The sequence below is a fragment of the Aliidiomarina maris genome (assembly GCF_003987335.1).
GTDB classification, from domain to species: domain Bacteria; phylum Pseudomonadota; class Gammaproteobacteria; order Enterobacterales; family Alteromonadaceae; genus Aliidiomarina; species Aliidiomarina maris.
In genome coordinates, this window is the sequence record NZ_PIPK01000002.1 from 214875 (window position 1) to 238148 (window position 23274).

Genomic DNA, 23274 nt, shown 5'->3' on the forward strand with positions numbered 1-23274 from the left:
TGCTCTTGTTGAATTAGCCTACTTAGAGGTTAATCAGGATTAAGCAATAACGGGATACGCGAATGACGCAAAAATTTGTTTTTTTACACGGCTGGGGTCTGAACCAAGCCGTTTGGGCACCGACTATCGGGGCTTTGCCACCACAAGTAAGTGGTATAGCACTTAATCTTCCTGGCTTTGGTGGTGCACCTTGGCGCGCCGAGCTCGCCGATATCAATGCCAGTGCCGACACTTTGGCACGGCAAATTGAAACATCCAATGACGCCCCCGTGCACCTGGTTGGTTGGTCACTCGGCGGCTTGCTTGCCAGTTTCATCGCCTTTCGTCATCCTCAGCTGGTGGCAAGTGTCTATACAGTCGCTAGTTCGCCGTGCTTTGTCGCCAAACCAGAGCAACAATGGCCGGGTATTGATGCCCAAGTGCTGGTCCAGTTTCAGCAGCAATTGGCGCGCAATTATCAGCAAACGGTGAAACGCTTTCTGGCAGTACAAGCCATGGGAAGCCCAAGTGCGAAAGAGGATATTAAGGCATTGCAGCAGCGTATATTGAGCCAGCCTGACGCAGCCCCTGACGCATTGGCCGCAGGCTTACGGTGGCTCGCTGAAGTGGATTTGCGCGACCAACTGAATCAGTTCTCAACGCTGCAAATACCGTGGTACCGCGCCTATGGTCGTCTTGATAGCTTAGTTCCAATCGCCGTCGCAGCTGCCATTGACCATAGTGTGCAACCAAATACGCTTGTGCCTGCAAAAGTTTTTACCCAAAGCGCACATACCCCCTTTTTAAATCAGCCAGACGAATTTTTAACTTGGCTATTGAACCCAAGCTCAAAAGCGAAGGACTAAGTGATGAGCTGACTGAGTGATTAAATAACCGCGAATGCCGCGATATATTTTGTTATCGGCTGGTAAAGATACTCGAATTTGGCCACAAAATTTGTTTACATTTTCTATACTTCAAACTTATGCTTGAGTTTAATACGTCGCCCTGTGTTTCGGCACCGCCAGCGGATTGGCTCTGATTTAAAGAGGAAACTTTCTATGCGCCGCATTTCTATGCAGACTTTCACTCAAACCATGGCGTCGCGCACTGTACGCCTCGGTTGCGTACTTGGGCTCAGTATCGCCCTTAGTGCGTGTGCAACTTCCACCAACCAGCGTACCAACCCAGGCGTCAACCAAGGCCCACAAGTGAGCCCGAGTTTAGCCCAGGAAGAACCCTATCAGGGCTTGAAACGACGCGTTGCGATTGCGCGCTTCAGCGACGAAACACGTCGCGGCACCAGCTTCTTTGTGGATAGCAATTTCGATCGTATAGGCAAACAAACCAGCGACATGCTGGCCGCACGCTTAACTGAAACCGGTCGCTTCATTATGCTTGAGCGCACTGACTTAAACCAAGTCATTGCCGAGCAAAACTATGCCAACTTAGAGCCCAATCGTGTCGGGGCTGACTATTTGATTGTGGGCTCAGTATCTGAATTTGGTCACAGCAACGTCAGCGAAACCGGAGTATTTACCCGCAATCGCGTGCAACAAGCAACTGCGACTGTGAATGTCCGCTTAGTTGACACGACGAATGGTCAAATCGTTTTCTCTCAAGAAGCCACCGGGCAATCTCGCGCCGAAGCCAGTACAACCTTTGGCGTGGGTGAGCGCGCAGCCTTTGATACTCAGTTAGCCGACCGCGCAGTGTCCGCTGCCATTTCTCAATTGGTTAGCAATCTGATGGAAAACTTATTAGACCGTCCTTGGCAGGCATACATTGTTGGCTCGCAGAACGGTTCGTTATTAATGACTGGCGGCCAGGCCCAAGGCCTGAACGTTGGCGACCAATTGGTGTTATATCGTCGTGGCGAAAGCGTGCGCAACCCGCAAACGGGTCTGGACATTGAACTGCCACCTGAGCGCTTAGGTGACGTGCGGGTGACTGGCTTTATCGGGCGTGGCGACAACGAGTTGTCCCTGATTCAAACCAGCGTCAATGTAGATAACTACGACCAATTAGTGATTCGCGCTGAATAAGTGCGAAGCTAAGGAGCAACGTCATGAAAACCTGGTTACGAGTAAGTTTAGTCAGCGCCCTACTCATGTTCTTAGCAGCCTGCACCAGCAGTTATGAAAGCACCACGCAGCAAGCGGATGATGGCGCCTACATTCGGTTAAGCGGCAACTTTATGGGCACTGAATTGAGTATTAATGAACAAGCCCCAATTCGCCTGCGCGAAGGTCAAACCCGCACGTTTCGGCTTGATAATGAACGCGTTGCTGTATTTGAACTGCAGCCTGGCCCACAACGCATCCGCATTACCCGAGATGGTGCTGTAGTCGTTAACCGCGAATTGTATGTTGGACGCGGTAATACTATTGCAATTCGGGTGCCTTAATATGGTGGATAACAATCCCTCAAGGCAACTGCGAGTTTTCGTAGTCGCACTTGTTACACTTGGTTTAAGTGCGTGTGCGGCACAACCCCCAAGCACTGGCATGTATTGGGGTAACTACGAAACCTCGCTTTACACCTTGGCCAATAGCCCCACTGATCGAGTGTCACAGCAGCATATTGGCAATTTGCGCAACGTGGTAAGTGTCAGCGACCAACGTGGTTGGGCGCCGCCACCAGGGGCCATGCTTGAACTGGCAGTGCTGGAAGCAGAAGCCGGTAACCAAGCAGCGTATGTTGAACTGGTAATCCGTGAATATCGGCTTTACCCCGAGTCTCGCGTGTATATACACCGTTGGTTTCCTGATGTCGTAGTGCCTCCGATGCCCACACCGAGCACATCACCAGAGCAAGCCACGGATGACAATCAAGCACAGGAGGCGCTAGATGCTGACACCAATGCTAACCAATAGAACGTCTTGGCTACGCACGTTCACTGTTGCCTTCACGGTATTGGTGTTAAATGCTTGCGTTAGTGCTCAGCCACCTGTCGATCAATCACGCTTTAGTGAGCCTTATACGCGCAGCGTGCTGATCTTGCCGCCGGCCAACCAAACCACTGCGGCGCAAGCCTCGGAGCTGTATTACACCAGCTTAGCTGTACCGCTAACGCGGGCAGGGTTTTATGTATTCCCTTCACTGTTGACCCAACGCATTATGCAAAACGAAGGGATTATAGACGGCGCGCAGCTGGACAATGTTGATTTAGCTCTGTTTCGTCAAATGTTCGGTGCTGACATGGTATTGCGCACGCGGGTCACACGCTGGGATACATCCTACGTGGTGATTACGGGCTCAGTCACCGTCAGTGTTGAGTACGAATTGGTGTCGACTCACAGCGGGAATATCCTGTGGGAGTATTCAGGTAGTATTACGGAAAATACTGGTAGCCAGAATACCAGCTTGTTAGGTGCGTTATTGGAAACCGCGTTAAATACCGCCCAGCAAGACTATATTCCGATTGCGCGTGAACTCAACCGCACCGCATTTGCGCGCGTGCCGATTGGCCCCTATCACCCGCGCTACCTAACTGAAGAAGAATTCGCTGCACGCCTTGCGGCGTGGCGCGAAGAGAATCAACGCTGACAACTAGGGCAGTAAACTGAGGTTCGCTGCCCTATTATCACGCTCAATAATGTAGTTTGGCATTGCACGCAAGGTTCACCGCTGCGCCCGTACACCAGCAATTCTTGTTTGAAGTAGCCTGGTTTACCGTCTGCTTGGGTGAAATCGCGCAAGCTAGTCCCACCTTGTTGGATAGCGCGCGCCAAGATAACCTTAATCGCTTCAGCCAGCTCAGCATAGCGCGCCGCGCTAATTCGACCTGCTGCCCTACGCGGGTCAATACCAACTGCAAACAATGCTTCCGTGGCGTATATATTGCCAACCCCCACCACGATCGCGTTGTCCATGATAAATGCTTTAACTGGGCTTTTTCTATTGCGTGACAAGCAATACAGACGCTCGCCATTAAATTCATCGGTGAGCGGTTCAGGGCCTAGCTTAGCAAACACACTAATCTGCTCACCCGGAGGCTGCCATAAAAGTGCGCCAAAGCGCCTAGGATCGTTCAGGCGCAACGATTGGCCGTTACTTAGGTGGATGACAACATGGTCATGCTTTAACAGCGCTTGATCGCTTGGCAGCACGCGCAGAGCACCCGACATACCAAGGTGAATCACCAAACTACCCACAGGCGTGTCAATCAGTAGATATTTAGCGCGACGCCGGACATTGATGATGGGTTGGTCAACCGCAAGTTGCACCGCATCGGGGATAGGCCAGCGCAACTTAGGCTGCCGTAGCTCGACACGGCGAATGACTTGTTGGGCGAGATGTGGTGTCACGCCGAGGCGACTGACTTCTACTTCTGGTAACTCAGGCATTGGTTTTTACTACATTCGGTTTGGGCGTTATGAGCTTGAATTAACGTGCAGGTCTTAAATCACGTGCGGCTTCATGGGTTGCTTTGAACACTTGGTCATAGCCTGGCAGTGCCACCAGTACCTTGTCAGGCTGGTAGAACACAACAATACGCATACTACCGTTCTGATCTGCCACGCTAACTTCTACTGCATATTCGTCACCAGCCAGTAAACCACCGTATGGCTTCAAGGTTAAATTTTGCCACGCATCCAGCCACCGGCTTTGCTCAGAGCTAGTTAATTGACCTTCGCGCATTTCCCATTGGTTACCCACCCGCACTAAGTCGTGGGTACGGTCGCGTAATTCGACAATGTTATAGACCGCAAATGGCCGGAAAGACTCTTCAGAGCCTTCGTCGCTGCCCATAAAATAAAAGGTAAACATCATGATGAGCACGGCGTAGATTACCACGTTATTCCAGCCACGCTTAGTCAAGGTGACGCCGAGTATGGTACGTTTCTGTTCGTGGTGTCTTTTCATAGTAAGCCTGTTCACTTGGTACGCGTAACACTATATATTGTGCGCCGTTTCGACAAAAGGAAAACCGCTTTTGAATATCGTTAGTATCGCAGATAGCCTTGCCGAGCGTGGTTATCTGATTGTGCCACAGTTTTTAAGTTCAGCGGAAGCTTTGAACTTATACCAATATGCGCAAACCTTACACGATTCCCAGTGGCAGCTTGCTGCGGTTGGACGCGGCGGGCAACAGACCATTAATACTAACGTTCGGGGCGACAGGATCCACTGGTTAAGCTCACAACACGACTTAGAACATGCCTACTTAAGTAAAATGAGCGATTTACGCGAAGGGTTGAACCGCGAGCTTTTTATGGGACTGTTTGACTACGAAGCGCACCTCGCCCATTACCAACCCGGGGCATACTATAAAAAGCACTTGGACGCTTTCAAGGGGCGCAGTAACCGAATTCTCACCACCGTTTTGTACTTGAACCCTGAATGGCAGCGCAGTGACGGCGGCGAATTGGTTATCTATGCTGAGCGTGGCGAAGTGCTTGAGGAAATATTACCGACGTTAGGTACTATGGTGATTTTCTTAAGTGATCGCTTTGTACATGAAGTCAAAGTTGGCAGGCGTGATCGTTACAGTGTGTCTGGCTGGTTCCGTCTTAACGCATCGATTAGTGGCGTCATCGACCCACCCCGCTAAATGTGAGGTTAGCGTTTATGCTTCCAGCGTAAATACAACACAATGCCCCACAACGCATAATAGGTCATCACACTAAGGGCCAGTAACACCAGCGCACCAAATGAAATCGCCATATTTAAACGCAGACCAAATGCGTCCAGCAATAAAATGAAGAAATTAAGACATAATGATGCAATCAGGAAAGTAGCTAACCGCGCTGAACGCACGCTGGCACCGGTCGCCGGTCCCGACGCTAACAGCACTAAGAGCACGTGATATCCGTGCTGATAAATGCCTTGCCCAGTCACAAGAAACCAGAGGAATGGCGGCACATAGCTTAGCATCGCTAATAGAAATAGCGGTTTTACGTAAGCTTGAAAGCGTAAATTTGCTGAGGTCATCAAATTTTTATACCTGATTGTGCGCACAAAACAAAAAACCCGGCCGGGGCCGGGTTTTCAACAATCGCTTATTTGATTTTCGCTTCTTTGAAAATCACATGCTTGCGAATTTTAGGATCAAACTTTTTGATCTCCATTTTCTCAGGCATGGTGCGTTTGTTTTTATCAGTGGTATAAAAGAAGCCTGTACCAGCTGAAGATACTAAACGGATCTTATCGCGCATCGTAATGTGCTCCTTTTACTTAGACTTTAACGCCATCGGCACGTAAACCGGCCAATACAGCATCAATGCCTTTCTTATCGATAATACGCATTCCTTTAGTAGAAATACGTAACTTCACCCAACGCTTCTCGCTTTCAACCCAGAAACGGTGAGTTTGCAGGTTTGGCAGGAAACGACGACGCGTTGCGTTTCGCGCGTGTGAGCGGTTGTTTCCAACCACAGGTCGCTTACCTGTAACTTGGCATACTCGTGACATTCTCAATTACTCCAAAATTGCTTGCAAGCTCGCCTTTCGCCGCGGTGGCCTTGCCTTAAATTCGAGGGCGCAATTTATACAAAATTTGAGCGGTAAAAGCAAGCAAAACCGCTTATTTTTTTAGTTGCTGTTCAATTAGTGACCATTGCTGATCAAAATGATCGCTTGGTTTGCGGGTAAAACCCGAGCGCACGAATTGTACGATCTTACCCTCTACAAAAGCTAGTACCAAGTTGGCTAAAATTCCCTCGTCTAACTCACTTTGAAAACCATCGCGTAACCGTCGCTCTCGCAAAATTTGCTTAAATTGTGCTTCAACCTTATCGGCCATGCCCGCCACGCGTTGACGTAACCGCTCATGTTCGCCGCTTAACGCATCGCCGGTATATATACGTGCCATGCCTGGGCTGGTGGTCGCAAAATCAAGCAGCAAGCGCGCACATAAGCGCACCCGGGTTAGCGAATCTTTCTCATGCTCCATAATGCGGTTAATGCCGCCGAGCACGATATCTTCAATATAATCCAATAACGCTTCAAACATCCGCGCTTTAGACGGAAAATGACGATAAAGTGCGGCCTCTGACACCCCTACCTCAGCTGCTAATGCCGCCGTCGTGATGGGTTTGCCTGGGCTTTTTTCCAGCATCATAGTGAGGCTTTGTAAAATAGACTCGCGACGATTGGTCTTTTGCTCTGACCGTGCTTGTTGTGACATCTGGTGGTCCCTTGTTATCCCTGAATCGTGTTGCTCATGCGTTAGCCGTGGCGTTGCTGACGGCTCGTTTTGGGGCCCTTAACGACCCTCTTGTGTAGTACGCACAAGGTCTTGCTATCTGTTCACCAACAATACTTTAGTGGCTACCGGAATGCCCGAAACCACCTTCACCCCTTTCGCTATCGGCAAAATTTTCAACCACATTAAACTCAACTTGCACGACAGGCACAATCACTAACTGAGCAATACGCTCACCCGGCTGAACACTGTAGGCGGTATCGCCGCGGTTCCATACCGACACTTTTAGCTCGCCTTGGTAATCAGAATCAATCAGACCCACAAGGTTACCCAGCACGATGCCGTGCTTGTGCCCTAGCCCTGAACGCGGCAATATTGTCGCCGCTAGGTTAGGATCACTAATATGCATGGCTAAGCCAGTCCCAATTAATACGGTTTGGCCCGGCGCAATAGTCAGTTCACTGTCGATACAGGCGCGTAAATCCATGCCTGCCGAACCAGGGGTCGCATAGCTAGGCAATTCAATATCGCGTCCAATTCGGGGGTCTAAAAGCTTCACCTCGACCGCTTTTTTCATGCTTGTCTCACTTCTTCAGTTGTTCACTTATACTTGCGATGAGTTGCTGTGCCAACGCCACTTTGGTCGCACGCCCTAAATCCCGGTAGCCATCCGTGCCATCCGTTGTCTGCCAGAACAGCTCTATATGGTTGAGTTCGCTATTGAAGCCTTGCTCCGGCTGACTCACGTCATTAGCCGCTATCATGTCGATGCCTTTGCGTACCAACTTCGCTTGGGCATAATCACTGACTCGCTGAGTCTCAGCAGCAAAACCACAGGTAAACGGTCGGCCATTGGCGTCTTTACGCGCGGCGACACTAGCTAAAATATCAGGGTTCTTGACCATCGTCAGGGTCAGCGTGTCATCGACTTCGCCTTGCTTTTTAATTTTCTGTGCGGCGACTTCTGCCGCACGGTAATCAGCCACCGCTGCACAGCCAATAAATACATCCTGTTCGCCAATATGAGCGTCTACCGCTTGCTGCATATCGAGTGCGCTCTCAACATCAATGCGGGTCACGCCAAGCGGCGTCGGTAATTGCACCGGACCACTGATCAAGGTGACGTGAGCGCCGGCTTGTTGTGCTGCTTGGGCAATGGCAAAGCCCATCTTGCCCGAGCTGTGGTTACTGATATAACGTACCGGGTCAAGGGCTTCGCGAGTCGGCCCGGCAGTAATCATGACATGACAACCAGCCAACAACGGCTGCCGAGTTTCCAGTTGTTGCAGCACATGGGCGACAATCTCGGCCGGCTCCAGCATACGCCCAGCACCCACGTCGCCACAGGCTTGTGAACCTTCGCCAGGGCCCCACACCAGCTTGCCGTCGGCCATTAATTGCTGCAGATTACGTTGTGTCGGCGCTGCAGCCCACATTTGCTGGTTCATTGCAGGGATAATTGCAATGGGTGCCGCGGTTGCTAAGCAAATAGTGCCTAATAAGTCTTGTGCGTGGCCATGGGCAAGTGCCGCCATGACACTTGCAGTCGCCGGCGCGACCACAATTAAATCTGCCCACTTGGCCAATTCGATGTGGCCCATGCCAGCCTCTGCCTCAGGGTCAAGCAAATCATCATGAACTGGCAGTCCTGACACCGCTTGCAGGGTTAAGGGCTGGATAAACGCCTTAGCACCCGTGGTCATCACCACGCGCACCTCTAGCCCATGGTCTTTTAAACGGCGCACTATTTCTGGGGTCTTATATGCAGCGATACCCCCGGTAACAGCCAGTATCACCCGCTTGTGTGGTAGTTTTTCCATATTGAGCCCTAAGCCTCAAAGCCTTGCTGATATGTCGTATTTTGCGCTTAAGATAGCATGTAACACAGCATTTTGGCAGCAACTTAACTATCTTGATATGCGGGCTAAATAGCGTATTCAGCGCTGGTAAGCACCCACTACAACCACGGATGGTTTGCCATGACATTGTCACTAAAGCAATGGCCGCTACATGAACGGCCACGAGAGAAATTTTGTCAATTAGGGGCCAGCGCACTGAGTGACGCAGAACTGATTGCAATTTTATTCGGTACCGGCTGCAACGGCCAGGATGTGCTCACCTGGAGCCGCCAAATACTGCACCAAAGTGGTGGTTTAAGTGCCCTGCTGACCATGAACGAGCAGCAGTTGAAGGGGATTCACGGCATCGGCCCTGCGCGCGCTATTCAACTTCAGGTTATTCTGGAATTAGCCAAACGCTATTTAGCCACGACACTAGCGCGCGGTGAAGGGTTTACCCGCCCCCAACTTGTGCGCGACTATTTAGCCGCGCAATTGCGCCATCAAACCCGGGAAGTATTTGCAGTACTGCTACTAGACAGCCAGCATCGCTTATTGCATTACGCGGAGCTGTTTTTTGGCACCATCAATGCGGCACCGGTATACCCGCGGGAAATCGTCAAGGTGGTGATGCAACATAACGCTGCTGCGGTGATTATTGCGCATAATCATCCGTCGGGTGTGGCTGAGCCTAGTATCGCGGACCAGCGTGTCACCGAACGCATTCAGGACGCGTTAAAAGTTATCGATGTGGCACTGTTAGATCATTTTGTAATCGGGGCAGAAGGCACGGTGTCATTTGCCGAGCGCGGCATGCTGTAGGTAGGCGCAAGGAAGCGTAAGAAGGGCTGTGGCTACAGCCCTTCGGACTTGCGCGAACGTGCGAGTAGATCCTGCGAAGCCTGCATCGGGTCTTTGCCCTCATACAGCACCGCGTAGATTTGCTCGACGATTGGCATTTCAACTTGATAACGTTTAGCCAGTTCAAACACTTCTTTGGTATTGCGGTAACCTTCTACTGCTTGGCCAATGTCGTCCATTGCCTGCTGTACGCTTTTACCTTGGCCTAATGCCATGCCAAAGCGCCGGTTGCGTGACTGGTTGTCGGTGCAGGTTAAGATTAAATCACCTAAGCCTGCCATGCCGGTAAAGGTTTCTGGTTTACCGCCTACGGCTAATCCTAAGCGCGTTAATTCCGCTAAGCCGCGGGTAATTAACGCGGTGCGCGTATTTGCGCCGAAGCCAATACCGTCGGCCATACCAGCGCCAATCGCGATAATATTTTTCACCGCGCCACCCAGCTGCATGCCAGTAAAGTCGTCATTCGAATATACCCGAAATGACTTATCACAATGCAACACCTCAGAAAGCTGGTTGACGAAGCCTTCCTGATTAGACGCGACCGCTATCGCAGTTGGCATGCCCTGTGCCATTTCTTTGGCAAATGTCGGGCCTGATAGCACTGCAAGCGCACGTTCGGTACCTAGTACGTCAGTCGCCACGTCCGACAATAAACGTCCGGTGCCGGGTTCGAGCCCCTTGGTCGCCCACGCAATTCGCGCCGTAGGGCGCAAGTGCGGCTTAATTTGTTCAAGCACTTCAGCGAAACCGTAGCTTGGAACCACCACCAAAATGGTGTCTGAACCAGCCACTGCGTGGGCTAAATCTGCGTCAACATGAATACTTTCGGGCAGCTCAATGCCTGGCAAATAGCGTGAATTTTCACGTGTTTGCTGCATCTGGCTGACATCATCTGAGTTCCGCCCCCATAGGGTGAGGGGAACACCTTTGCGCGCAATACAAATAGCAAGGGCGGTGCCGTAAGACCCCGCCCCTAATACGGTAATTGCGTCATTCGTTACCGATTTCGACACAATTATACTCGCTTACGCGTCCTGCTTTTGTTCAGCAGCTTGTTGTTGCGCTTGTTGCTGTTGCACGTGTTGTGCAAACACAGCGTCAAAGTTGACTGGCGCTAAGTTTAACTGTGGGAAAGTACCACGAGTCACTAAGCTGCTGATGGTTTCACGCGCATAAGGGAACAAAATGTTCGGGCAGAATGCGCCTAAAGTGTGCGCTTTGTTCGGCTCTGGCATCTCCTCAGACACAGTGAAAATACCGGCTTGGGCTACTTCACATAAAAATGCAGTTTCTTCGCCGACGGTGTTCTTGGCAGTCAGAGTCAACGTGACTTCATATACACCTTCGTCCAGCTTTTTGTTGTTCACATTCATGTCAACAGACAGCTGTGGGGTCCACTCTTTGCGGAAGATTTCTGGTGCGTTAGGTGCTTCGAAAGACACGTCTTTTACGAAAATACGTTGGATTGCGAACTGTGGTTGCTGTTGTTCGCCTTGTGCTGCACCGTTTTGCTGCGCTTGTTGGTTTTCGTCAGCCATAATAATTTCCTGCTTAAATGTTGTTAAAAGTTGTTTTAAGATTTTTTACCCGTTGCTTTTGATTTCACAACTGGGAAGCTTGCGTTTTTCCAGGCAAACATGCCACCTTGAAGTACTGAGGCTTGCGAAAACCCAGCTTTCTCTAGGGCTCCAGCCGCCTGCTTAGCGCTGTTACCATGCTGGCATACAACAACAATGGGGGCGTCTTTATACTTTTCAAGGCTTTTTATTTCGCCCGCTTTAATTTGTTGCAATGACACGTGACGTGCGCCCTGGATATGACCTTGAGCGAAGTCTTCGTCACTGCGAACGTCGACGAACAAACCACCGCGGTTGACGGTGATAGTGGCTTCTTGAGGTTTGAGCAGTTTAATAGATGACAATCGGTACTTAACCAAGTTGTTCACCAATAAGAAGAAAGCTAACAGCCACAAAGTGCTCAAAATGTAGTGGTCTGTGGCAAAGGCTATAAATTCATTCATTTTACTGCTGCAACTCCCGTTGAAACTTGTCGTGCTTGTGTATGCCGCGGGCAAAAAATCGAGCCCCAAAGTATACCGACTCAATTCTTAGTTACCAGTAAAATATCAGATTCTATGGGTGCTTAAATAACCACTTTGCAGTAAAATGTTGAGCTATCATATAAATTCTGTCTAATCAGTTCACTCATCGACCCACAACAGAGGCTGCTTATGAATTCGTCGACGCCTGCACGCAAGAAAACCCTCGCATTGCTTATCCTGGACGGCTGGGGACTTCGCGAAGACGCGCCAGACAATGCGATTAGCCTCGCTAACACGCCAGTGCTTGACCACCTCTACCAAACACGCCCGTGGACCGAGGTGGATGGCTCCGGCATGGCAGTCGGCCTGCCCGAAGGGCAAATGGGTAACTCTGAGGTTGGTCATGTTAACTTGGGCGCCGGTCGCGTGGTTTACCAAGATTTCACCCGGATCAGTAAAGCCATCGATGACCGCAGCTTTTTTAATAATGAGGTTTTAGTTGATGCCGTCACTCAGGCGAAGCTTGCAGGTGGGCGCGTACATATCATGGGCTTATTATCCCCAGGCGGCGTGCATAGCCATGAGGAACACCTGTTAGCGATGGCCGAGCTGGCCATTGAGCAAGGCGCAAACGACGTGTTAGTGCACGGCTTTCTTGATGGCCGTGATACACCGCCAAGGTCTGCGGGTGCCAGCATCGAACGTTTTGAACAAGCGTTTGTGCGTTTGGGTAAAGGCCGTATTGCGAGCCTATGCGGCCGCTATTTTGCAATGGATCGTGACAATCGCTGGGACCGGGTTGAACGCGCCTACCGATTAATGACCGAAGCGCAGGCTGACTTTTACTTTGACGATGCAAGTTCTGCCCTTGAAGCCGCTTACGCACGGGACGAAAGCGACGAATTTGTGCAACCTAGTTGGGTCGGCGAACGCACGCCGATTGCCGATGGCGACAGCGTCGTGTTTATGAATTTTAGAGCCGACCGCGCACGTGAAATTACCCGCGCATTTGTGGAAGTCGACTTTGACCGTTTTACCCGCAAACAACACCCAGCGCTGGCAAAGTTCGTGATGTGTACAGAGTACGCAGCGGATATTCCAGCACCCGTGGCATTCCCTACGGAAAGCCTGAACAACGTGCTTGGCGACTGGTTAGCGCAACATGACAAAACCCAGTTGCGTATTTCAGAAACTGAAAAATACGCCCACGTCACATTTTTCTTTAGCGGTGGACGTGAGCAAGAATTTGACGGTGAAAAGCGGGTTTTGATCCCATCTCCGCAAGTTGCTACCTATGATTTGCAACCGGAAATGAGTTCAGAAGCCTTGACTGACGCATTAGTCGACGCGATTGATAGCGGTGAATACGACGTCGTTATTTGTAACTATCCAAATGGTGACATGGTTGGCCACACGGGCAAACTTGATGCCGCGATTAAAGCCTGTGAAGCCGTCGACCATTGTGTCGGTCGTGTAGTCGACGCATTGCAACGCAATGGTGGCGAATGTCTGATTACCGCGGATCACGGCAACGCTGAACAAATGTCAGATGCCCATACAGGTCAATCCCACACCGCCCACACCAGCTTACCGGTGCCATTTATTTACGTTGGCCGCGACGCTACGCCAGTGGCGAATGGTCGTCTTTCCGATGTCGCACCAACCATGTTGTACCTGATGGGCTTACCGCAACCAGACGAAATGACGGGTAAACCGTTAATGCAATTAAAGAGCAACGGGTAACCCGATGGCATTCTTAGCCCGCACGCTATTAGTCGCCTTACTTGCTTCTGCCAGCGCGCCAGCGCTGTCGCAAGAGGTCGATGCGCAACGTGAACGCGAGCGGGCTCAGAGCCAATTGGAGTCGATACAAAACGAAATCCGTTCCCGCCGCGATGCCGTACAAAGACGCCAGCAACGGATGTCGCGGGTGGAACGAGAATTGCGCGACATTGAGACCCAGGTCGCCGCTCGCACCCAGGCTATCGGTGAAAGCCGCACCCAATTAGAAGCCAACCAACAGCGTATTACTGAGCTTGAAGCGGAGCAAAACGACTTAAAGGTGTCGCTAGCCGAGCAAGCAAAATTACTCGAAGATCAGATTGAAAGCGCCTATCGCTCTGGTGGTCACGACTTTATTCAGATACTGCTAAACCAGCAGGACCCGGGCCGTATCGAGCGTATCTTGACCTACTATCGCTACGTTAACCAAGCGCGTATGGTCCAAATTGAAGCGCTTAGAGCCACTGAGCGTGAGCTCGAAGCCGTCGAGCAGCGCTTAGCGAGCCAGCGCGATAGTTTGCAGCAGCGCATTCGTGAGCAAGAGCAGCAGCGTGACCAGTTACGCCAGTCGCAGCAAGAACAGGAACAAATTGCAGCGCAATTACGTGACGCACAGCGCACAGACGAGCAGGCCTTGACCAGCATGCTGCAAAATGAACAAGAGCTGACTGAGCTATTGGCAGCACTAGAAACTGTCTTGGCCGAGCAGCAAATTCAGTTGGCGGGCTTACGTAATTTACGCGGGCAATTAAGCTGGCCGGTGAATGCATCAATTCGCCATGCTTTTGGACAGCAACGCAGTGGCCAAGTGGTCTGGAAAGGTGTGGTGTTGAACGCGAACGCCGAACAGCCTGTACAAGCCATTGCAGATGGGCGTGTGTTGTTCGCTGACTGGTTACGTGGGTTTGGTTTGGTGATGGTTATCGACCATGGTGAAGGCTATATGAGCCTGTACGGCTATAACCAGTCGCTGTCTCGCAGTGTGGGTGAAGCAGTACGCCGTGGTGACACGATTGCACTCACAGGGCAAAGTGGCGGTCAATCACGTCCTGGTTTGTACTTTGAAATTCGTCATCAAGGTAACCCCGTTGACCCCGTAACTTATATTCGCCGCTAACCCGTAGCCGCTTCAAGGTCCGTCAGTAGAATCAACGCCTGCTCGCGGTTGTCCCCACACACGTAGTCTTGGGCACTAAAGTCAGCACATACTTGAGGTCTGGATGGATGGCCAAACAATTGGCAAAGGTTATTGGCGTCTAGCTGCACGCAGCGAGTATTGGCGGGTTTGCCATCTGGCATGCCCGGTATCGGGCTAGAAATGGATGGTGCGATGCAACACGCACCGCACCCTAAACGACATTCCAAAATTACAACATGGCAGAGCGCAGCTTTTTCATTGCGTTCTGCTCGAGCTGACGAATACGCTCTGCTGACACTTGATATTCTTCAGCCAAATCTTGCAAAGTCACTTTGCTGTCATCCAACCAGCGCGAACGTACAATATGCTGACTACGCTCGTCTAGCGCTTCAAGCGCCATGGTAAGACGACGGTTTGAATGTGCATCCCAGTTATCTTGCTCAACTTGAGTTGCGACATCGAGGCTCTTATCTTCTAAGTACTGCGCAGGTGCAAATGCGCTGCCTTCACGGCTATCGTCGTCATCAGCACTTAAGTCAAAGGCAGGATCATGGGCGCTCATACGCGACTCCATTTCCATCACTTCTGCACTGGTAACGCCAAGCTCTTGTGCCACCGTATCGACTTCGGCGCGGTTAAACCAGCCAAGACGCTTCTTCGCTTTGCGCAAGTTGAAGAATAACTTACGCTGAGCTTTGGTAGTTGCAACCTTAACGATGCGCCAATTGCGCAATACGAACTCATGAATTTCTGCTTTAATCCAGTGCACCGCAAAAGATACCAGGCGCACGCCAACAGTCGGGTCAAAGCGCTTAACCGCTTTCATCAAGCCGATGTTGCCTTCCTGAATCAAATCCGCCTGCTGTAACCCATAACCTGAGTAACCACGCGCAATGTGCACGACAAAACGCAGGTGCGACATGATCAGCTGCTTAGCAGCCGCTAAATCGCCTTCGTTTTGCAGACGTTCCGCCAATGACTTCTCTTCCTCTGCGCTCAGCATTGGAATGCTGTTCACTGACGAAATATAAGATTCCAAGCTACCTGTGCGTGGAACCATTAAGGCCATTGAATTGACGTTATTGCTCATGTACTACCTCGCATTTACGCTTCCGATGTGTCGACTCTGATTGCCTGCGTATGACATAACCTACGGGGAATTGGCAAATCAGGCGACAAGCATGATGGTTTACAACGATTATGCTGAATAAATGGACTATTAAACTAGCTAAAAGTTCCCTAATGAACTCTATCTTAGCAAAGCCGACAAGGATCTCAAGCCCCTATTATTCGGTGATTGTAACCAATTGTGCACAGAGACTAACATCAGCGGATGACGCTTTTGTGACATCTGGCGGCCGTGCTTAATCGCTAGTTAGCGCGGTTCGATAGCGGCCACATGTCGACGCACCGCAATCCACGAGCCAAGAAGCCCTAAACTAATCGCAATCGCCCACAGCACCAGTAGCTCGTTAAAGCTCAAACCTTGCAAACGGAACTGACTGTCGTAGAGCTCAGTGACGCGCAATACCGCCGCACGAATCCACCAAATCAGTACGAAGGTTGCACACCAAGCAATCAGACCACCGATAATGCCGTACCACGCCCCCGTGTATAAAAACGGCCGTTGAATGTAGCCGTCAGTGGCTCCGACTAGCTTCATAACGCGAATTTCATCGCGCCGATTCAAAATACCAAGCCGTATGGTGTTACCGACAATCAACACGACGGCCACGCAGAGCAACAAGGCCAACGCACCTAACGCGTCTTCGATTAAACGAATTAGCGCATGTAAACGCTCAATCCAGTCTTGGTCAAGCTTGGCTTCGGTGACCCCGCTTTCGCCCGCCAATTCACGTTGCAATTGACTAGCCCGATTAGAAGCGCTGTATTCGCGCACTGGGGTGACGATCAACACGTCAGGCAATGGGTTGCTATCCAGGTAATCAATGGCACTGCCAAAGCCCGAATACTCACGAAACTCGCGTAGCGCCTCGTCGCGGGAAATATGCTGCACACTGGCTACTGCGTCCATCAGTTCAACCCGACGTGCAAAGGTTTGCACTTGCTGCGGACTCATTTGCTTGTCTAAGAATACTGTAATTTCGGCAGGGTTATCCCATTGTGCGCCAATCGCTTGGCTATTTTTAACCACCACGTATAAGGTTGCGGGCAAAGTCAGGCTGAGGCCTAGCACCGCAATCGTCATCAACGAAGCAAACGGCGTGCGCCACAGTTCACCCAAGCTGCCTACAGCCTGTTGAATGTTACTGACAATAAACATGATAAAACGCCGCACACCCGTAATTTGCGCTACTTTCGCGCCCTGCTCTGGCTTTTTGCTACGAAACAGCAGGCTCATGCACCACCCCCGAACTGGTTCGCATCGGCTTCGTGGTGGGCCAAGCCGTCGTCTATCATACGCCCTTCTTTTAAAGTCAGCGTGCGATAACGCATGCGCGCAATCAAACCCAAATCATGGCTCGCTATCAACACCGAAATACCAACACTATTAAAGGACTCGAATAAGCGCATAATGTCCATCGAAAGCTTAGGGTCTAGGTTTCCGGTTGGTTCGTCGGCTAGCAACAAAGGCGGCTTGTTGACGATAGCACGCGCAATGCCGACCCGCTGCTGTTCACCACCCGATAACATAATTGGATAATGCCGCTCTTTCCCCCCGAGGCCGACTTTTTCCAAGCTGGCACTAACCCGCTTTGCCGCTTCCTTGTGGGTGTAACCTTCGATTAATAATGGTAACGCCACATTATCGAACACGGTTTTGTCCATGAGTAAGCGGTGGTCTTGGAAAATCATGCCGATGTCACGACGTACATACGGAATTTGCCCGCGCTTAATTTTGCGCAGGTCATGCCCGTTAATCATCACCCGCCCAACGGTTGGCCGTTCCATCAACGCAATCAAGCGCAACAAGGTGCTCTTGCCCGCGCCTGAATGGCCGGTTAAGAAGGCAAGCTCACCTGCGCGCAGATGAAAGTTGACCTGATTAAGTGCTTGGAAGCCACCCGGATAGGTTTTGCTGACCTGCTCAAATTTAATCATGACTTCGTGTCGCCTCCGACGTGCCTGCGTGGCTATCGATTACTTGGTTTGCTCAAACAAGGCCTGAATGAACTCTTTTGCTTCAAAACCACGTAGGTCGTCCAATTGTTCACCCACACCAATATAGCGAATAGGTATAGCAAATTGGTCAGCAAGGGCAAAAATAACCCCGCCTTTTGCGGTGCCATCAAGTTTGGTCATGACTAAGCCTGTCACGCCCACCGCTTGGTTAAACAAGTTGGCTTGGCTGATGGCATTCTGACCTGTGCCTGCATCTAAGGTCAATAAGATCTCATGCGGTGCTTCAGGGTCAACTTTCTTCATCACGCGCACAATTTTCTTCAATTCTTCCATCAGGTTGGCTTTATTCTGTAAGCGACCCGCCGTATCGGCTATCAACACGTCAACGCCACGTGCTTTAGCAGCGCTGACCGCATCGAAAATGACCGAGGCACTGTCTGCACCTGTATGCTGAGCAATCACAGGAATATTATTGCGCTCACCCCAAATTTGCAGCTGCTCAACCGCTGCGGCACGGAAGGTATCGCCGGCCGCCAACATCACTGACTTGCCTTCGCGCTGAAACTGCTGAGCTAACTTGCCTATGGTGGTGGTTTTACCAACGCCATTCACCCCAACCATCAGAATCACCATCGGCCCATTGTTGGCCTTCACTACCAATGGCTTGCTCACTGGCTCGATAATTTCTTCAAGGTATTCTTTTAAGCGCTCATACAAGCGCTCCGCATCTTTCAGGTCCTTGCGCGACGCATGGGCGGTCAATTCATTAATGATTTTACGCGTGGTTTCTACGCCGACATCCGCCATCAGGAGCTGCGTTTCTAAATCTTCGAACAGCTCTTCATCAATTTCTTTACCAACAAATAAATTGGCTAACCCCTCGCCAATATTGGACGAGGTTTTGCGCAAACCATCGCGCAAGCGAGACCACAAACCTTTCTTAACTGGGCGCTCGGCAGTTGCGGAATTTGCCACTGGCACACTGACTTGGACTGGTTGCGGCGCTGGTGTGGCTTGCGGCGCTGGTTTTGGCTCCGCAGCAGGTTCAGGCTCAACCGCGGGCTTTGGCGCGACGGTTTTAGTCGGCTTTGCTCCACGTGCAGCCGACTCCGCCATGGCAAGTGCGGCATCTTCAGTCGCATCTGCTGGTCGCGCTGGTTGTGGGCTGGGAACCTCTTGCTGCGATGACTTCTGCGGCTGGTCTTGCTGCGACTCTTGCTGCTGGTCTGCGTGCTTGTCTTTTTTGCCAAACCAAGATGAAAAAATGGAGCCTTTCTTTGCCATAACGACGCTACAACCTAATTAACCGATAAAATTGCTGTTAATTCTAACACGCATGCCGGAAAAGTGGCCACGCTAGCGTCCATTTCGGTACAATTGCGCGAAATGATAAGTCATTAGGTAACTTTGCTATGCATTCAAAACGCCGCACCACTTCGTCGCGCCAAACCCCCAAGGCCGATGGCCAGATCCGAATTATCGGCGGTCAGTGGCGTGGTCGTAAACTCAAAGTGGTTGACGCCCAAGGCTTGCGTCCAACCACCGACCGCGTCAAAGAGACGTTATTCAATTGGCTGCAGTTCGAGCTCGCTGACGCGCAAGTTTTAGACTTATTTGCAGGTAGCGGAGGACTTGGTTTTGAGGCTTTGTCACGCGGTGCAGCGCAGGTGCAGTTTGCAGAAACCTGGGCACCGGCTGTGCGCCAACTGCATAGCAACATTCAGCATTTACACGCCAATGCCACAGTGAACGAGCAAGGCGCGTTAGCCGCTATTCAAGGCCAACCTAAACACAGCATCGACCTAGTTTTTCTTGACCCACCTTTTGGTCAGGACTGGCTAAATAAGGTGGTAGCTGCGCTTACACAAGCTGAGGTGGTGAAACCCAATGGGTGGATTTATCTCGAGGCGGGGCCCCAAGACCAAGTGGCGCAGTGGCCTGCTGATTGGCAATTACACCGTGAAAAGCAAGCCGGCCAAGTGACGTTCCGCTTATTCCGCCGTATCAGCGGGTAATTCAGGAATACTAAAACCTAAGTGGCTCATACCTTCTAATTGAACTTGCTCGCGCACCGCTTTGACGAGTGCGGCATCAACGTCGGCATGCTCCGCCAAAAAGCTCACCATGGCTTGTTGCACTTCAATTTCATACAAGGCTAAGTCGTGCTCGCGTAATAATTGCGCGCGGGCCTCAGGTTCAAGGTCAGCGCCTTCGGTCAATTCGATAAAATGCGCCACGCTGCCTTGGGACACTTTAGCGACATCCAGCAACGGCTTCGGATCTTTATCAATCAGCCCTTGTAGCAAGGTACTAATCGCGACACAGGCTTCCATCGCTGGAAACACCCCTAACATGTCATGGGTGTGCTCACTGGGTGTCACTTCATCGACTTTTTCCTGCCAACGGGAAAAACCAGCTTTGCCCGCATGTCCAAGCCAGTGCCACACCACATCAAGAACGCCTTGCAGCACTTTGGGGTCACCAAAGCCTGTCGCGACGTGAAAAATGTCGTAGTTCGGCTTCATTCGTGCACTCAAATAACACGCCAACAACGCTTGGTGGGTAAAAGGTAAATCTCGAATTTGCTGGAACGTTGTATGTTTAGCCATGCTTACCTCGCTTTAGGCTTGATCAAGGTACGCCATGATACCGTCTAAGAACATTTGCACTGAAATCATCACCAAGATCATCCCCATCAAGCGTTCGATGGCGTTCAGCCCGCGCTGACCCAAAGCGCGAAGAAATACGTTACTGAACATCAATACGGTGGCGGTAATCGCCCATGCAATGACACTGGCTATGGTCCAATCTATCATGCGGTCAGGGGCTTGGTTAGCGAACAGGATAAGAGCTGCCAGCAACGAAGGCCCGGAAATCAGTGGAATTGCCAACGGCACGATAAAAGGTTCGTCCCCGGCAGGTAATCCAAGCACGCCACCTGGCTGCGGGAAAATAAGTCGCAGTGCAATAATGAAAAGAATGATACCACCGGCGATCGATACCGACTCTTGGCGTAAACCCAATGAGCTCAGCAAGCTGCTACCCAGCCATAAAAACAGCAACATGAACCCGAGTGCGAATAACAGCTCGCGCATCAATACTTTACGTCGACGCTTGGCATCAACATGACGTAACACCGAGAGAAAAATTGGCAAGTTCCCCAGCGGGTTCATAATTAACAGTAGCGTAATGGTGGCGGTAATAATGTCCATATTCATTAGCAGGCTCGGGGTGGCGTTAAATATGTGTCATAGTGTACTCTGAAGTCAGTTATTCACCAACTGAGAATGGGAAATTTTTGTTCGCATGACATGGCAGCAAACAGCAGGTAACGAAGCCCTGGAGCTCGATACAATCCATCAGGCCCAGCAACTGATAGAGCCCTATATTGTGCATACGCCGGTGTTAAGTAACCCCATACTCAACCAGTTAACCGGCGCCTCGTTGTGGTTTAAATGCGAGAACCTGCAGCGCACGGGTGCATTTAAATTCCGTGGCGCATGCCATGCACTACTGCAACTCACCAAATCTCAGCGCCAAGCCGGTGTGTACACCGTTTCATCGGGCAATCATGGTGCAGCGTTGGCGTGCGCGGGGCAAATTCTCAACGTGCCTGTCACTGTGGCAGTCCCCGACAATGCGCCAGCCAGTAAAAAAGCGAACATTGCTCGCTACGGCGCGCACATCGTAGAAATTTCGCCGGGCATGGCAGCGCGCGAGGAAGCGATCGCGAGATTTCAGCAATTGCATCCCGCATCGAGCTTTATTCCACCCTACAATCACCCGCATATTATCGCAGGTCAGGGCACCGCTGCTTTAGAGTTAGTTAAAGAAGTAGCCGATTTGGATACCTTGATCACCCCTGTCGGTGGTGGCGGCTTATTGAGTGGGAGCGCGATGGTGGCACACAGCCAAAGCATTCGCATGTGTGCGGCAGAACCCGAGCTGGCAAATGACGCTTGGATGTCGATGCAACGCGGTGCAATCCAACCTGCCCACCCGCCCAGCAGTATTTGCGATGGCTTATTAACTAACCTCGGTGGTCATACATTTGATGTCATCCAACGCTACGTCGACGAGATCATCTGCGTCAGCGACAGCCAAGTAGTTGCAGCGATGCAACTGATATGGCACGAACTTAAACTCGTTGTAGAGCCTTCCTCCGCCACAGTGTTGGCCGCAGTACTCAAACATAGCGAACAATTTAAAGGGCAGCGCATCGGCCTGATTTTAAGTGGCGGCAACGTTGACCTCACCCGCTTGCCTTGGTCCGTCGACCGTTTGGAGCATTCATGAACCCACTTTGCTGGCCACACATTACCTCTGCCACCGTGTTAATTGATAGCGACCGAGCCAAACGCAACATCCAGCGCATGCAAGACAAGGCGGTAGCCGCAGGCGTTATCTTACGGCCGCACTTTAAAACCCATCAATCCGTCGACATTGGACGCTGGTTTCGTGACTCTGGCACTCATCAAATTGCGGTATCCTCATTAAAAATGGCACAGCAATTCGAACGTGCCGGCTGGCGCAATATTATGCTGGCGATACCCATCAACCCGCGCGAGCTTGCAGCCATCAACCGATTAGCTGGAGAATGCCACTTAACCTTGGCAATTGAGCATGAGGATGCGCTGCTGGCACTTCAAACCTTGAGTCACCCAATTGATATTGTCATTGAAGTGGATGCTGGGTATGGCCGCACTGGGATTGATTGGCGACAGGGCAATCGCATCAGCGACTTAGCCAATGCGGCACTGGCACTGCGCCATGTGCGCCGGGTGGGTTTGATGTTGCACGCCGGGAACAGCTATCAAGCCAGCGGTGACGACGCCATTGCCGCGGTGCACCAGCAAAGCCTTGAGCGTTTGAGCCACGTGCGCCAGACAATTGCCGCGCCAGCCCAAGCGCAACTATTCGTTTCAGCAGGTGACACCCCAACCTGCAGTCGCATGTCGAGCTTTCCTGGGGTCGATGAAATACGCCCGGGCAACTATGTGTTTTATGATTTGCAGCAACAGCATATCGGTGCGTGTGATTGGGACGATATCGCCCTTACCCTAGCCTGCCCTGTCATCGCCCGTTATCCTGAACGCAACGAGGTAGTGGTGCATGCAGGTGCGGTACACTTTAGTAAAGACTACTTACTTAGTTCAGAGCGCTTCGATGGACGCCCTTGTTATGGTCAAGTGATGCGAAGCAGTGCAGCGGGTTGGTACCCCGAACCAGTCGCTGGTGCTTACGTGCATAGCCTGTCGCAAGAGCATGGCAAAGTGCGCATGCCTGCCGAGCTGATTGCACGCACCAAACTCGGCGACATGTTAGTCATCGCCCCCGCCCACTCGTGCTTAACGATGGCGGCAATGAGCGACGTCGTGATGTTTAGCGCGAAAGCCTGACG

At 51.3% G+C, this 23274-nt stretch carries 30 protein-coding genes; 12 read left to right on the plus strand and 18 right to left on the minus strand.

The features are described from left to right. Positions 1-62 precede the first annotated feature (62 nt). From bioH to CWE07_RS03610, 5 genes are all read left to right on the plus strand, one after another. Entirely contained in the window at positions 63-845 is a 783-nt protein-coding gene (gene bioH / locus CWE07_RS03590; RefSeq protein ID WP_111568748.1) for a pimeloyl-ACP methyl ester esterase BioH, read from the plus strand. Between the two features lie 195 nt (positions 846-1040). Further along, on the plus strand, positions 1041-2024 hold the full coding sequence (locus CWE07_RS03595) for a CsgG/HfaB family protein (protein WP_241974031.1): 984 nt from the start codon (positions 1041-1043) through the stop codon (positions 2022-2024). Positions 2025-2047: 23 nt separating this feature from the next. Further along, a complete protein-coding gene (locus CWE07_RS03600; RefSeq protein ID WP_111568747.1) occupies positions 2048-2386 on the plus strand; it encodes a YgdI/YgdR family lipoprotein in 339 nt (112 codons plus the stop codon). A 1-nt stretch (position 2387) separates the two neighbouring features. Continuing rightward, positions 2388-2855 (plus strand): DUF4810 domain-containing protein, encoded by a 468-nt coding sequence (locus CWE07_RS03605; RefSeq protein WP_157983211.1) that lies wholly within the window; start codon positions 2388-2390, stop codon positions 2853-2855. Then, on the plus strand, positions 2830-3528 hold the full coding sequence (locus tag CWE07_RS03610) for a GNA1162 family protein (protein WP_111568745.1): 699 nt from the start codon (positions 2830-2832) through the stop codon (positions 3526-3528). Before CWE07_RS03605 ends, CWE07_RS03610 begins: the two co-directional genes overlap by 26 nt. Here CWE07_RS03610 and mutM read toward each other — a convergent pair. Beyond that, positions 3519-4328: a bifunctional DNA-formamidopyrimidine glycosylase/DNA-(apurinic or apyrimidinic site) lyase gene (mutM, locus tag CWE07_RS03615; protein ID WP_111568744.1), complete on the minus strand. Its 810-nt coding sequence runs from the start codon at positions 4326-4328 to the stop codon at positions 3519-3521. The genes CWE07_RS03610 and mutM overlap by 10 nt on opposite strands. Positions 4329-4368: 40 nt before the next feature. Further along, entirely contained in the window at positions 4369-4848 is a 480-nt protein-coding gene (locus CWE07_RS03620) for a hypothetical protein (RefSeq protein ID WP_111568743.1), read from the minus strand. Positions 4849-4918: 70 nt separating this feature from the next. Between CWE07_RS03620 and CWE07_RS03625 the strand changes: the two genes are divergently transcribed. Further along, complete coding sequence (locus CWE07_RS03625) at positions 4919-5536, plus strand: 2OG-Fe(II) oxygenase (RefSeq protein ID WP_111568742.1); 618 nt, start codon at positions 4919-4921, stop codon at positions 5534-5536. 8 nt (positions 5537-5544) lie between these two features. Here the strand turns inward: CWE07_RS03625 and CWE07_RS03630 are convergent, their stop codons facing one another. The 6 genes from CWE07_RS03630 to coaBC all read right to left on the minus strand — a co-directional run bounded on the left by CWE07_RS03630 (position 5545) and on the right by coaBC (position 8949). Continuing rightward, complete coding sequence (locus tag CWE07_RS03630) at positions 5545-5916, minus strand: hypothetical protein (protein ID WP_111568741.1); 372 nt, start codon at positions 5914-5916, stop codon at positions 5545-5547. Between the two features lie 68 nt (positions 5917-5984). Then, entirely contained in the window at positions 5985-6140 is a 156-nt protein-coding gene (gene rpmG, locus CWE07_RS03635; protein ID WP_111568740.1) for a 50S ribosomal protein L33, read from the minus strand. A 19-nt stretch (positions 6141-6159) separates the two neighbouring features. After that, complete coding sequence (gene rpmB, locus CWE07_RS03640; protein ID WP_111568739.1) at positions 6160-6396, minus strand: 50S ribosomal protein L28; 237 nt, start codon at positions 6394-6396, stop codon at positions 6160-6162. Positions 6397-6508: 112 nt separating this feature from the next. Next, complete coding sequence (slmA, locus tag CWE07_RS03645; RefSeq protein WP_111568738.1) at positions 6509-7111, minus strand: nucleoid occlusion factor SlmA; 603 nt, start codon at positions 7109-7111, stop codon at positions 6509-6511. Between the two features lie 136 nt (positions 7112-7247). Next, the gene (gene dut / locus CWE07_RS03650; protein ID WP_111568737.1) at positions 7248-7706 is read right to left on the minus strand and encodes a dUTP diphosphatase; all 459 of its coding nucleotides are present in this window, start codon (positions 7704-7706) and stop codon (positions 7248-7250) included. Positions 7707-7713: 7 nt separating this feature from the next. Next, complete coding sequence (coaBC, locus tag CWE07_RS03655) at positions 7714-8949, minus strand: bifunctional phosphopantothenoylcysteine decarboxylase/phosphopantothenate--cysteine ligase CoaBC (protein ID WP_111568736.1); 1236 nt, start codon at positions 8947-8949, stop codon at positions 7714-7716. 165 nt (positions 8950-9114) lie between these two features. On the opposite strand from coaBC, the gene radC reads away from it, so the two are divergent. Then, positions 9115-9789 (plus strand): RadC family protein, encoded by a 675-nt coding sequence (gene radC / locus CWE07_RS03660; protein WP_111568881.1) that lies wholly within the window; start codon positions 9115-9117, stop codon positions 9787-9789. A 32-nt stretch (positions 9790-9821) separates the two neighbouring features. Here the strand turns inward: radC and gpsA are convergent, their stop codons facing one another. Genes gpsA through CWE07_RS03675 form a run of 3 tightly spaced genes read right to left on the minus strand, consistent with a single transcriptional unit; the run spans position 9822 to position 11848 of the window. Continuing rightward, positions 9822-10841: an NAD(P)H-dependent glycerol-3-phosphate dehydrogenase gene (gpsA, locus tag CWE07_RS03665; protein ID WP_111568735.1), complete on the minus strand. Its 1020-nt coding sequence runs from the start codon at positions 10839-10841 to the stop codon at positions 9822-9824. A 12-nt stretch (positions 10842-10853) separates the two neighbouring features. Continuing rightward, entirely contained in the window at positions 10854-11366 is a 513-nt protein-coding gene (gene secB / locus CWE07_RS03670; RefSeq protein ID WP_111568734.1) for a protein-export chaperone SecB, read from the minus strand. A 35-nt stretch (positions 11367-11401) separates the two neighbouring features. Continuing rightward, positions 11402-11848 (minus strand): rhodanese-like domain-containing protein, encoded by a 447-nt coding sequence (locus CWE07_RS03675; RefSeq protein WP_111568733.1) that lies wholly within the window; start codon positions 11846-11848, stop codon positions 11402-11404. 210 nt (positions 11849-12058) lie between these two features. On the opposite strand from CWE07_RS03675, the gene gpmI reads away from it, so the two are divergent. Both gpmI and CWE07_RS03685 read left to right on the plus strand, forming a co-directional pair. Continuing rightward, positions 12059-13612 carry a 2,3-bisphosphoglycerate-independent phosphoglycerate mutase gene (gene gpmI / locus CWE07_RS03680; RefSeq protein WP_111568732.1) on the plus strand — a complete coding sequence of 518 codons (1554 nt, stop codon included), beginning with the start codon at positions 12059-12061 and terminating at the stop codon, positions 13610-13612. A 4-nt stretch (positions 13613-13616) separates the two neighbouring features. Beyond that, complete coding sequence (locus CWE07_RS03685; RefSeq protein ID WP_111568731.1) at positions 13617-14768, plus strand: murein hydrolase activator EnvC family protein; 1152 nt, start codon at positions 13617-13619, stop codon at positions 14766-14768. Here CWE07_RS03685 and CWE07_RS03690 read toward each other — a convergent pair. The 5 genes from CWE07_RS03690 to ftsY all read right to left on the minus strand — a co-directional run bounded on the left by CWE07_RS03690 (position 14765) and on the right by ftsY (position 19157). Then, positions 14765-15016 carry a YkgJ family cysteine cluster protein gene (locus CWE07_RS03690; protein ID WP_111568730.1) on the minus strand — a complete coding sequence of 84 codons (252 nt, stop codon included), beginning with the start codon at positions 15014-15016 and terminating at the stop codon, positions 14765-14767. The genes CWE07_RS03685 and CWE07_RS03690 overlap by 4 nt on opposite strands. Before the next feature lie 2 nt (positions 15017-15018). After that, positions 15019-15879 (minus strand): RNA polymerase sigma factor RpoH, encoded by an 861-nt coding sequence (gene rpoH, locus CWE07_RS03695; RefSeq protein ID WP_111568729.1) that lies wholly within the window; start codon positions 15877-15879, stop codon positions 15019-15021. A gap of 285 nt (positions 15880-16164) precedes the next feature. Further along, positions 16165-17151 carry a permease-like cell division protein FtsX gene (gene ftsX / locus CWE07_RS03700; RefSeq protein WP_111568728.1) on the minus strand — a complete coding sequence of 329 codons (987 nt, stop codon included), beginning with the start codon at positions 17149-17151 and terminating at the stop codon, positions 16165-16167. Beyond that, positions 17148-17852: a cell division ATP-binding protein FtsE gene (gene ftsE, locus CWE07_RS03705; protein WP_111568727.1), complete on the minus strand. Its 705-nt coding sequence runs from the start codon at positions 17850-17852 to the stop codon at positions 17148-17150. Before ftsE ends, ftsX begins: the two co-directional genes overlap by 4 nt. 39 nt (positions 17853-17891) lie before the next feature. Then, positions 17892-19157 carry a signal recognition particle-docking protein FtsY gene (gene ftsY / locus CWE07_RS03710; protein ID WP_111568726.1) on the minus strand — a complete coding sequence of 422 codons (1266 nt, stop codon included), beginning with the start codon at positions 19155-19157 and terminating at the stop codon, positions 17892-17894. A 128-nt stretch (positions 19158-19285) separates the two neighbouring features. Between ftsY and rsmD the strand changes: the two genes are divergently transcribed. Beyond that, complete coding sequence (rsmD, locus tag CWE07_RS03715) at positions 19286-19888, plus strand: 16S rRNA (guanine(966)-N(2))-methyltransferase RsmD (protein ID WP_111568725.1); 603 nt, start codon at positions 19286-19288, stop codon at positions 19886-19888. On the opposite strand, the gene CWE07_RS03720 is transcribed toward rsmD, so the two are convergent. Together CWE07_RS03720 and CWE07_RS03725 are read right to left on the minus strand one after the other, a co-directional pair. After that, positions 19865-20482 carry a YjaG family protein gene (locus tag CWE07_RS03720; RefSeq protein WP_111568724.1) on the minus strand — a complete coding sequence of 206 codons (618 nt, stop codon included), beginning with the start codon at positions 20480-20482 and terminating at the stop codon, positions 19865-19867. The genes rsmD and CWE07_RS03720 overlap by 24 nt on opposite strands. 12 nt (positions 20483-20494) lie before the next feature. Further along, a complete protein-coding gene (locus CWE07_RS03725; protein WP_111568880.1) occupies positions 20495-21085 on the minus strand; it encodes a YhgN family NAAT transporter in 591 nt (196 codons plus the stop codon). A 94-nt stretch (positions 21086-21179) separates the two neighbouring features. Here CWE07_RS03725 and CWE07_RS03730 point away from each other — a divergent pair, with 94 nt between their 5' ends. After that, entirely contained in the window at positions 21180-22169 is a 990-nt protein-coding gene (locus CWE07_RS03730) for a pyridoxal-phosphate dependent enzyme (protein WP_111568723.1), read from the plus strand. After that, positions 22166-23272, plus strand: a complete 1107-nt coding sequence (locus CWE07_RS03735) for an alanine racemase (protein WP_111568722.1) — start codon at positions 22166-22168, stop codon at positions 23270-23272. Before CWE07_RS03730 ends, CWE07_RS03735 begins: the two co-directional genes overlap by 4 nt. Positions 23273-23274: the final 2 nt, after the last annotated feature.

Bases quoted from the DNA above. Each gene is read 5' to 3' on its own strand.
- bioH (WP_111568748.1), top strand. From the start codon at position 63: ATGACGCAAAAATTTGTTTTTTTACACGGCTGGGGTCTGAACCAAGCC.
- CWE07_RS03595 (WP_241974031.1), top strand. From the start codon at position 1,041: ATGCGCCGCATTTCTATGCAGACTTTCACTCAAACCATGGCGTCGCGC.
- CWE07_RS03600 (WP_111568747.1), top strand. From the start codon at position 2,048: ATGAAAACCTGGTTACGAGTAAGTTTAGTCAGCGCCCTACTCATGTTC.
- CWE07_RS03605 (WP_157983211.1), top strand. From the start codon at position 2,388: ATGGTGGATAACAATCCCTCAAGGCAACTGCGAGTTTTCGTAGTCGCA.
- CWE07_RS03610 (WP_111568745.1), top strand. From the start codon at position 2,830: ATGCTGACACCAATGCTAACCAATAGAACGTCTTGGCTACGCACGTTC.
- mutM (WP_111568744.1), bottom strand. From the start codon at position 4,328: ATGCCTGAGTTACCAGAAGTAGAAGTCAGTCGCCTCGGCGTGACACCA.
- CWE07_RS03620 (WP_111568743.1), bottom strand. From the start codon at position 4,848: ATGAAAAGACACCACGAACAGAAACGTACCATACTCGGCGTCACCTTG.
- CWE07_RS03630 (WP_111568741.1), bottom strand. From the start codon at position 5,916: ATGACCTCAGCAAATTTACGCTTTCAAGCTTACGTAAAACCGCTATTT.
- rpmG (WP_111568740.1), bottom strand. From the start codon at position 6,140: ATGCGCGATAAGATCCGTTTAGTATCTTCAGCTGGTACAGGCTTCTTT.
- rpmB (WP_111568739.1), bottom strand. From the start codon at position 6,396: ATGTCACGAGTATGCCAAGTTACAGGTAAGCGACCTGTGGTTGGAAAC.
- slmA (WP_111568738.1), bottom strand. From the start codon at position 7,111: ATGTCACAACAAGCACGGTCAGAGCAAAAGACCAATCGTCGCGAGTCT.
- dut (WP_111568737.1), bottom strand. From the start codon at position 7,706: ATGAAAAAAGCGGTCGAGGTGAAGCTTTTAGACCCCCGAATTGGACGC.
- coaBC (WP_111568736.1), bottom strand. From the start codon at position 8,949: ATGGAAAAACTACCACACAAGCGGGTGATACTGGCTGTTACCGGGGGT.
- secB (WP_111568734.1), bottom strand. From the start codon at position 11,366: ATGGCTGACGAAAACCAACAAGCGCAGCAAAACGGTGCAGCACAAGGC.
- CWE07_RS03675 (WP_111568733.1), bottom strand. From the start codon at position 11,848: ATGAATGAATTTATAGCCTTTGCCACAGACCACTACATTTTGAGCACT.
- gpmI (WP_111568732.1), top strand. From the start codon at position 12,059: ATGAATTCGTCGACGCCTGCACGCAAGAAAACCCTCGCATTGCTTATC.
- CWE07_RS03685 (WP_111568731.1), top strand. From the start codon at position 13,617: ATGGCATTCTTAGCCCGCACGCTATTAGTCGCCTTACTTGCTTCTGCC.
- rpoH (WP_111568729.1), bottom strand. From the start codon at position 15,879: ATGAGCAATAACGTCAATTCAATGGCCTTAATGGTTCCACGCACAGGT.
- ftsX (WP_111568728.1), bottom strand. From the start codon at position 17,151: ATGAGCCTGCTGTTTCGTAGCAAAAAGCCAGAGCAGGGCGCGAAAGTA.
- ftsE (WP_111568727.1), bottom strand. From the start codon at position 17,852: ATGATTAAATTTGAGCAGGTCAGCAAAACCTATCCGGGTGGCTTCCAA.
- ftsY (WP_111568726.1), bottom strand. From the start codon at position 19,157: ATGGCAAAGAAAGGCTCCATTTTTTCATCTTGGTTTGGCAAAAAAGAC.
- rsmD (WP_111568725.1), top strand. From the start codon at position 19,286: ATGCATTCAAAACGCCGCACCACTTCGTCGCGCCAAACCCCCAAGGCC.
- CWE07_RS03720 (WP_111568724.1), bottom strand. From the start codon at position 20,482: ATGGCTAAACATACAACGTTCCAGCAAATTCGAGATTTACCTTTTACC.
- CWE07_RS03725 (WP_111568880.1), bottom strand. From the start codon at position 21,085: ATGGACATTATTACCGCCACCATTACGCTACTGTTAATTATGAACCCG.
- CWE07_RS03730 (WP_111568723.1), top strand. From the start codon at position 21,180: ATGACATGGCAGCAAACAGCAGGTAACGAAGCCCTGGAGCTCGATACA.
- CWE07_RS03735 (WP_111568722.1), top strand. From the start codon at position 22,166: ATGAACCCACTTTGCTGGCCACACATTACCTCTGCCACCGTGTTAATT.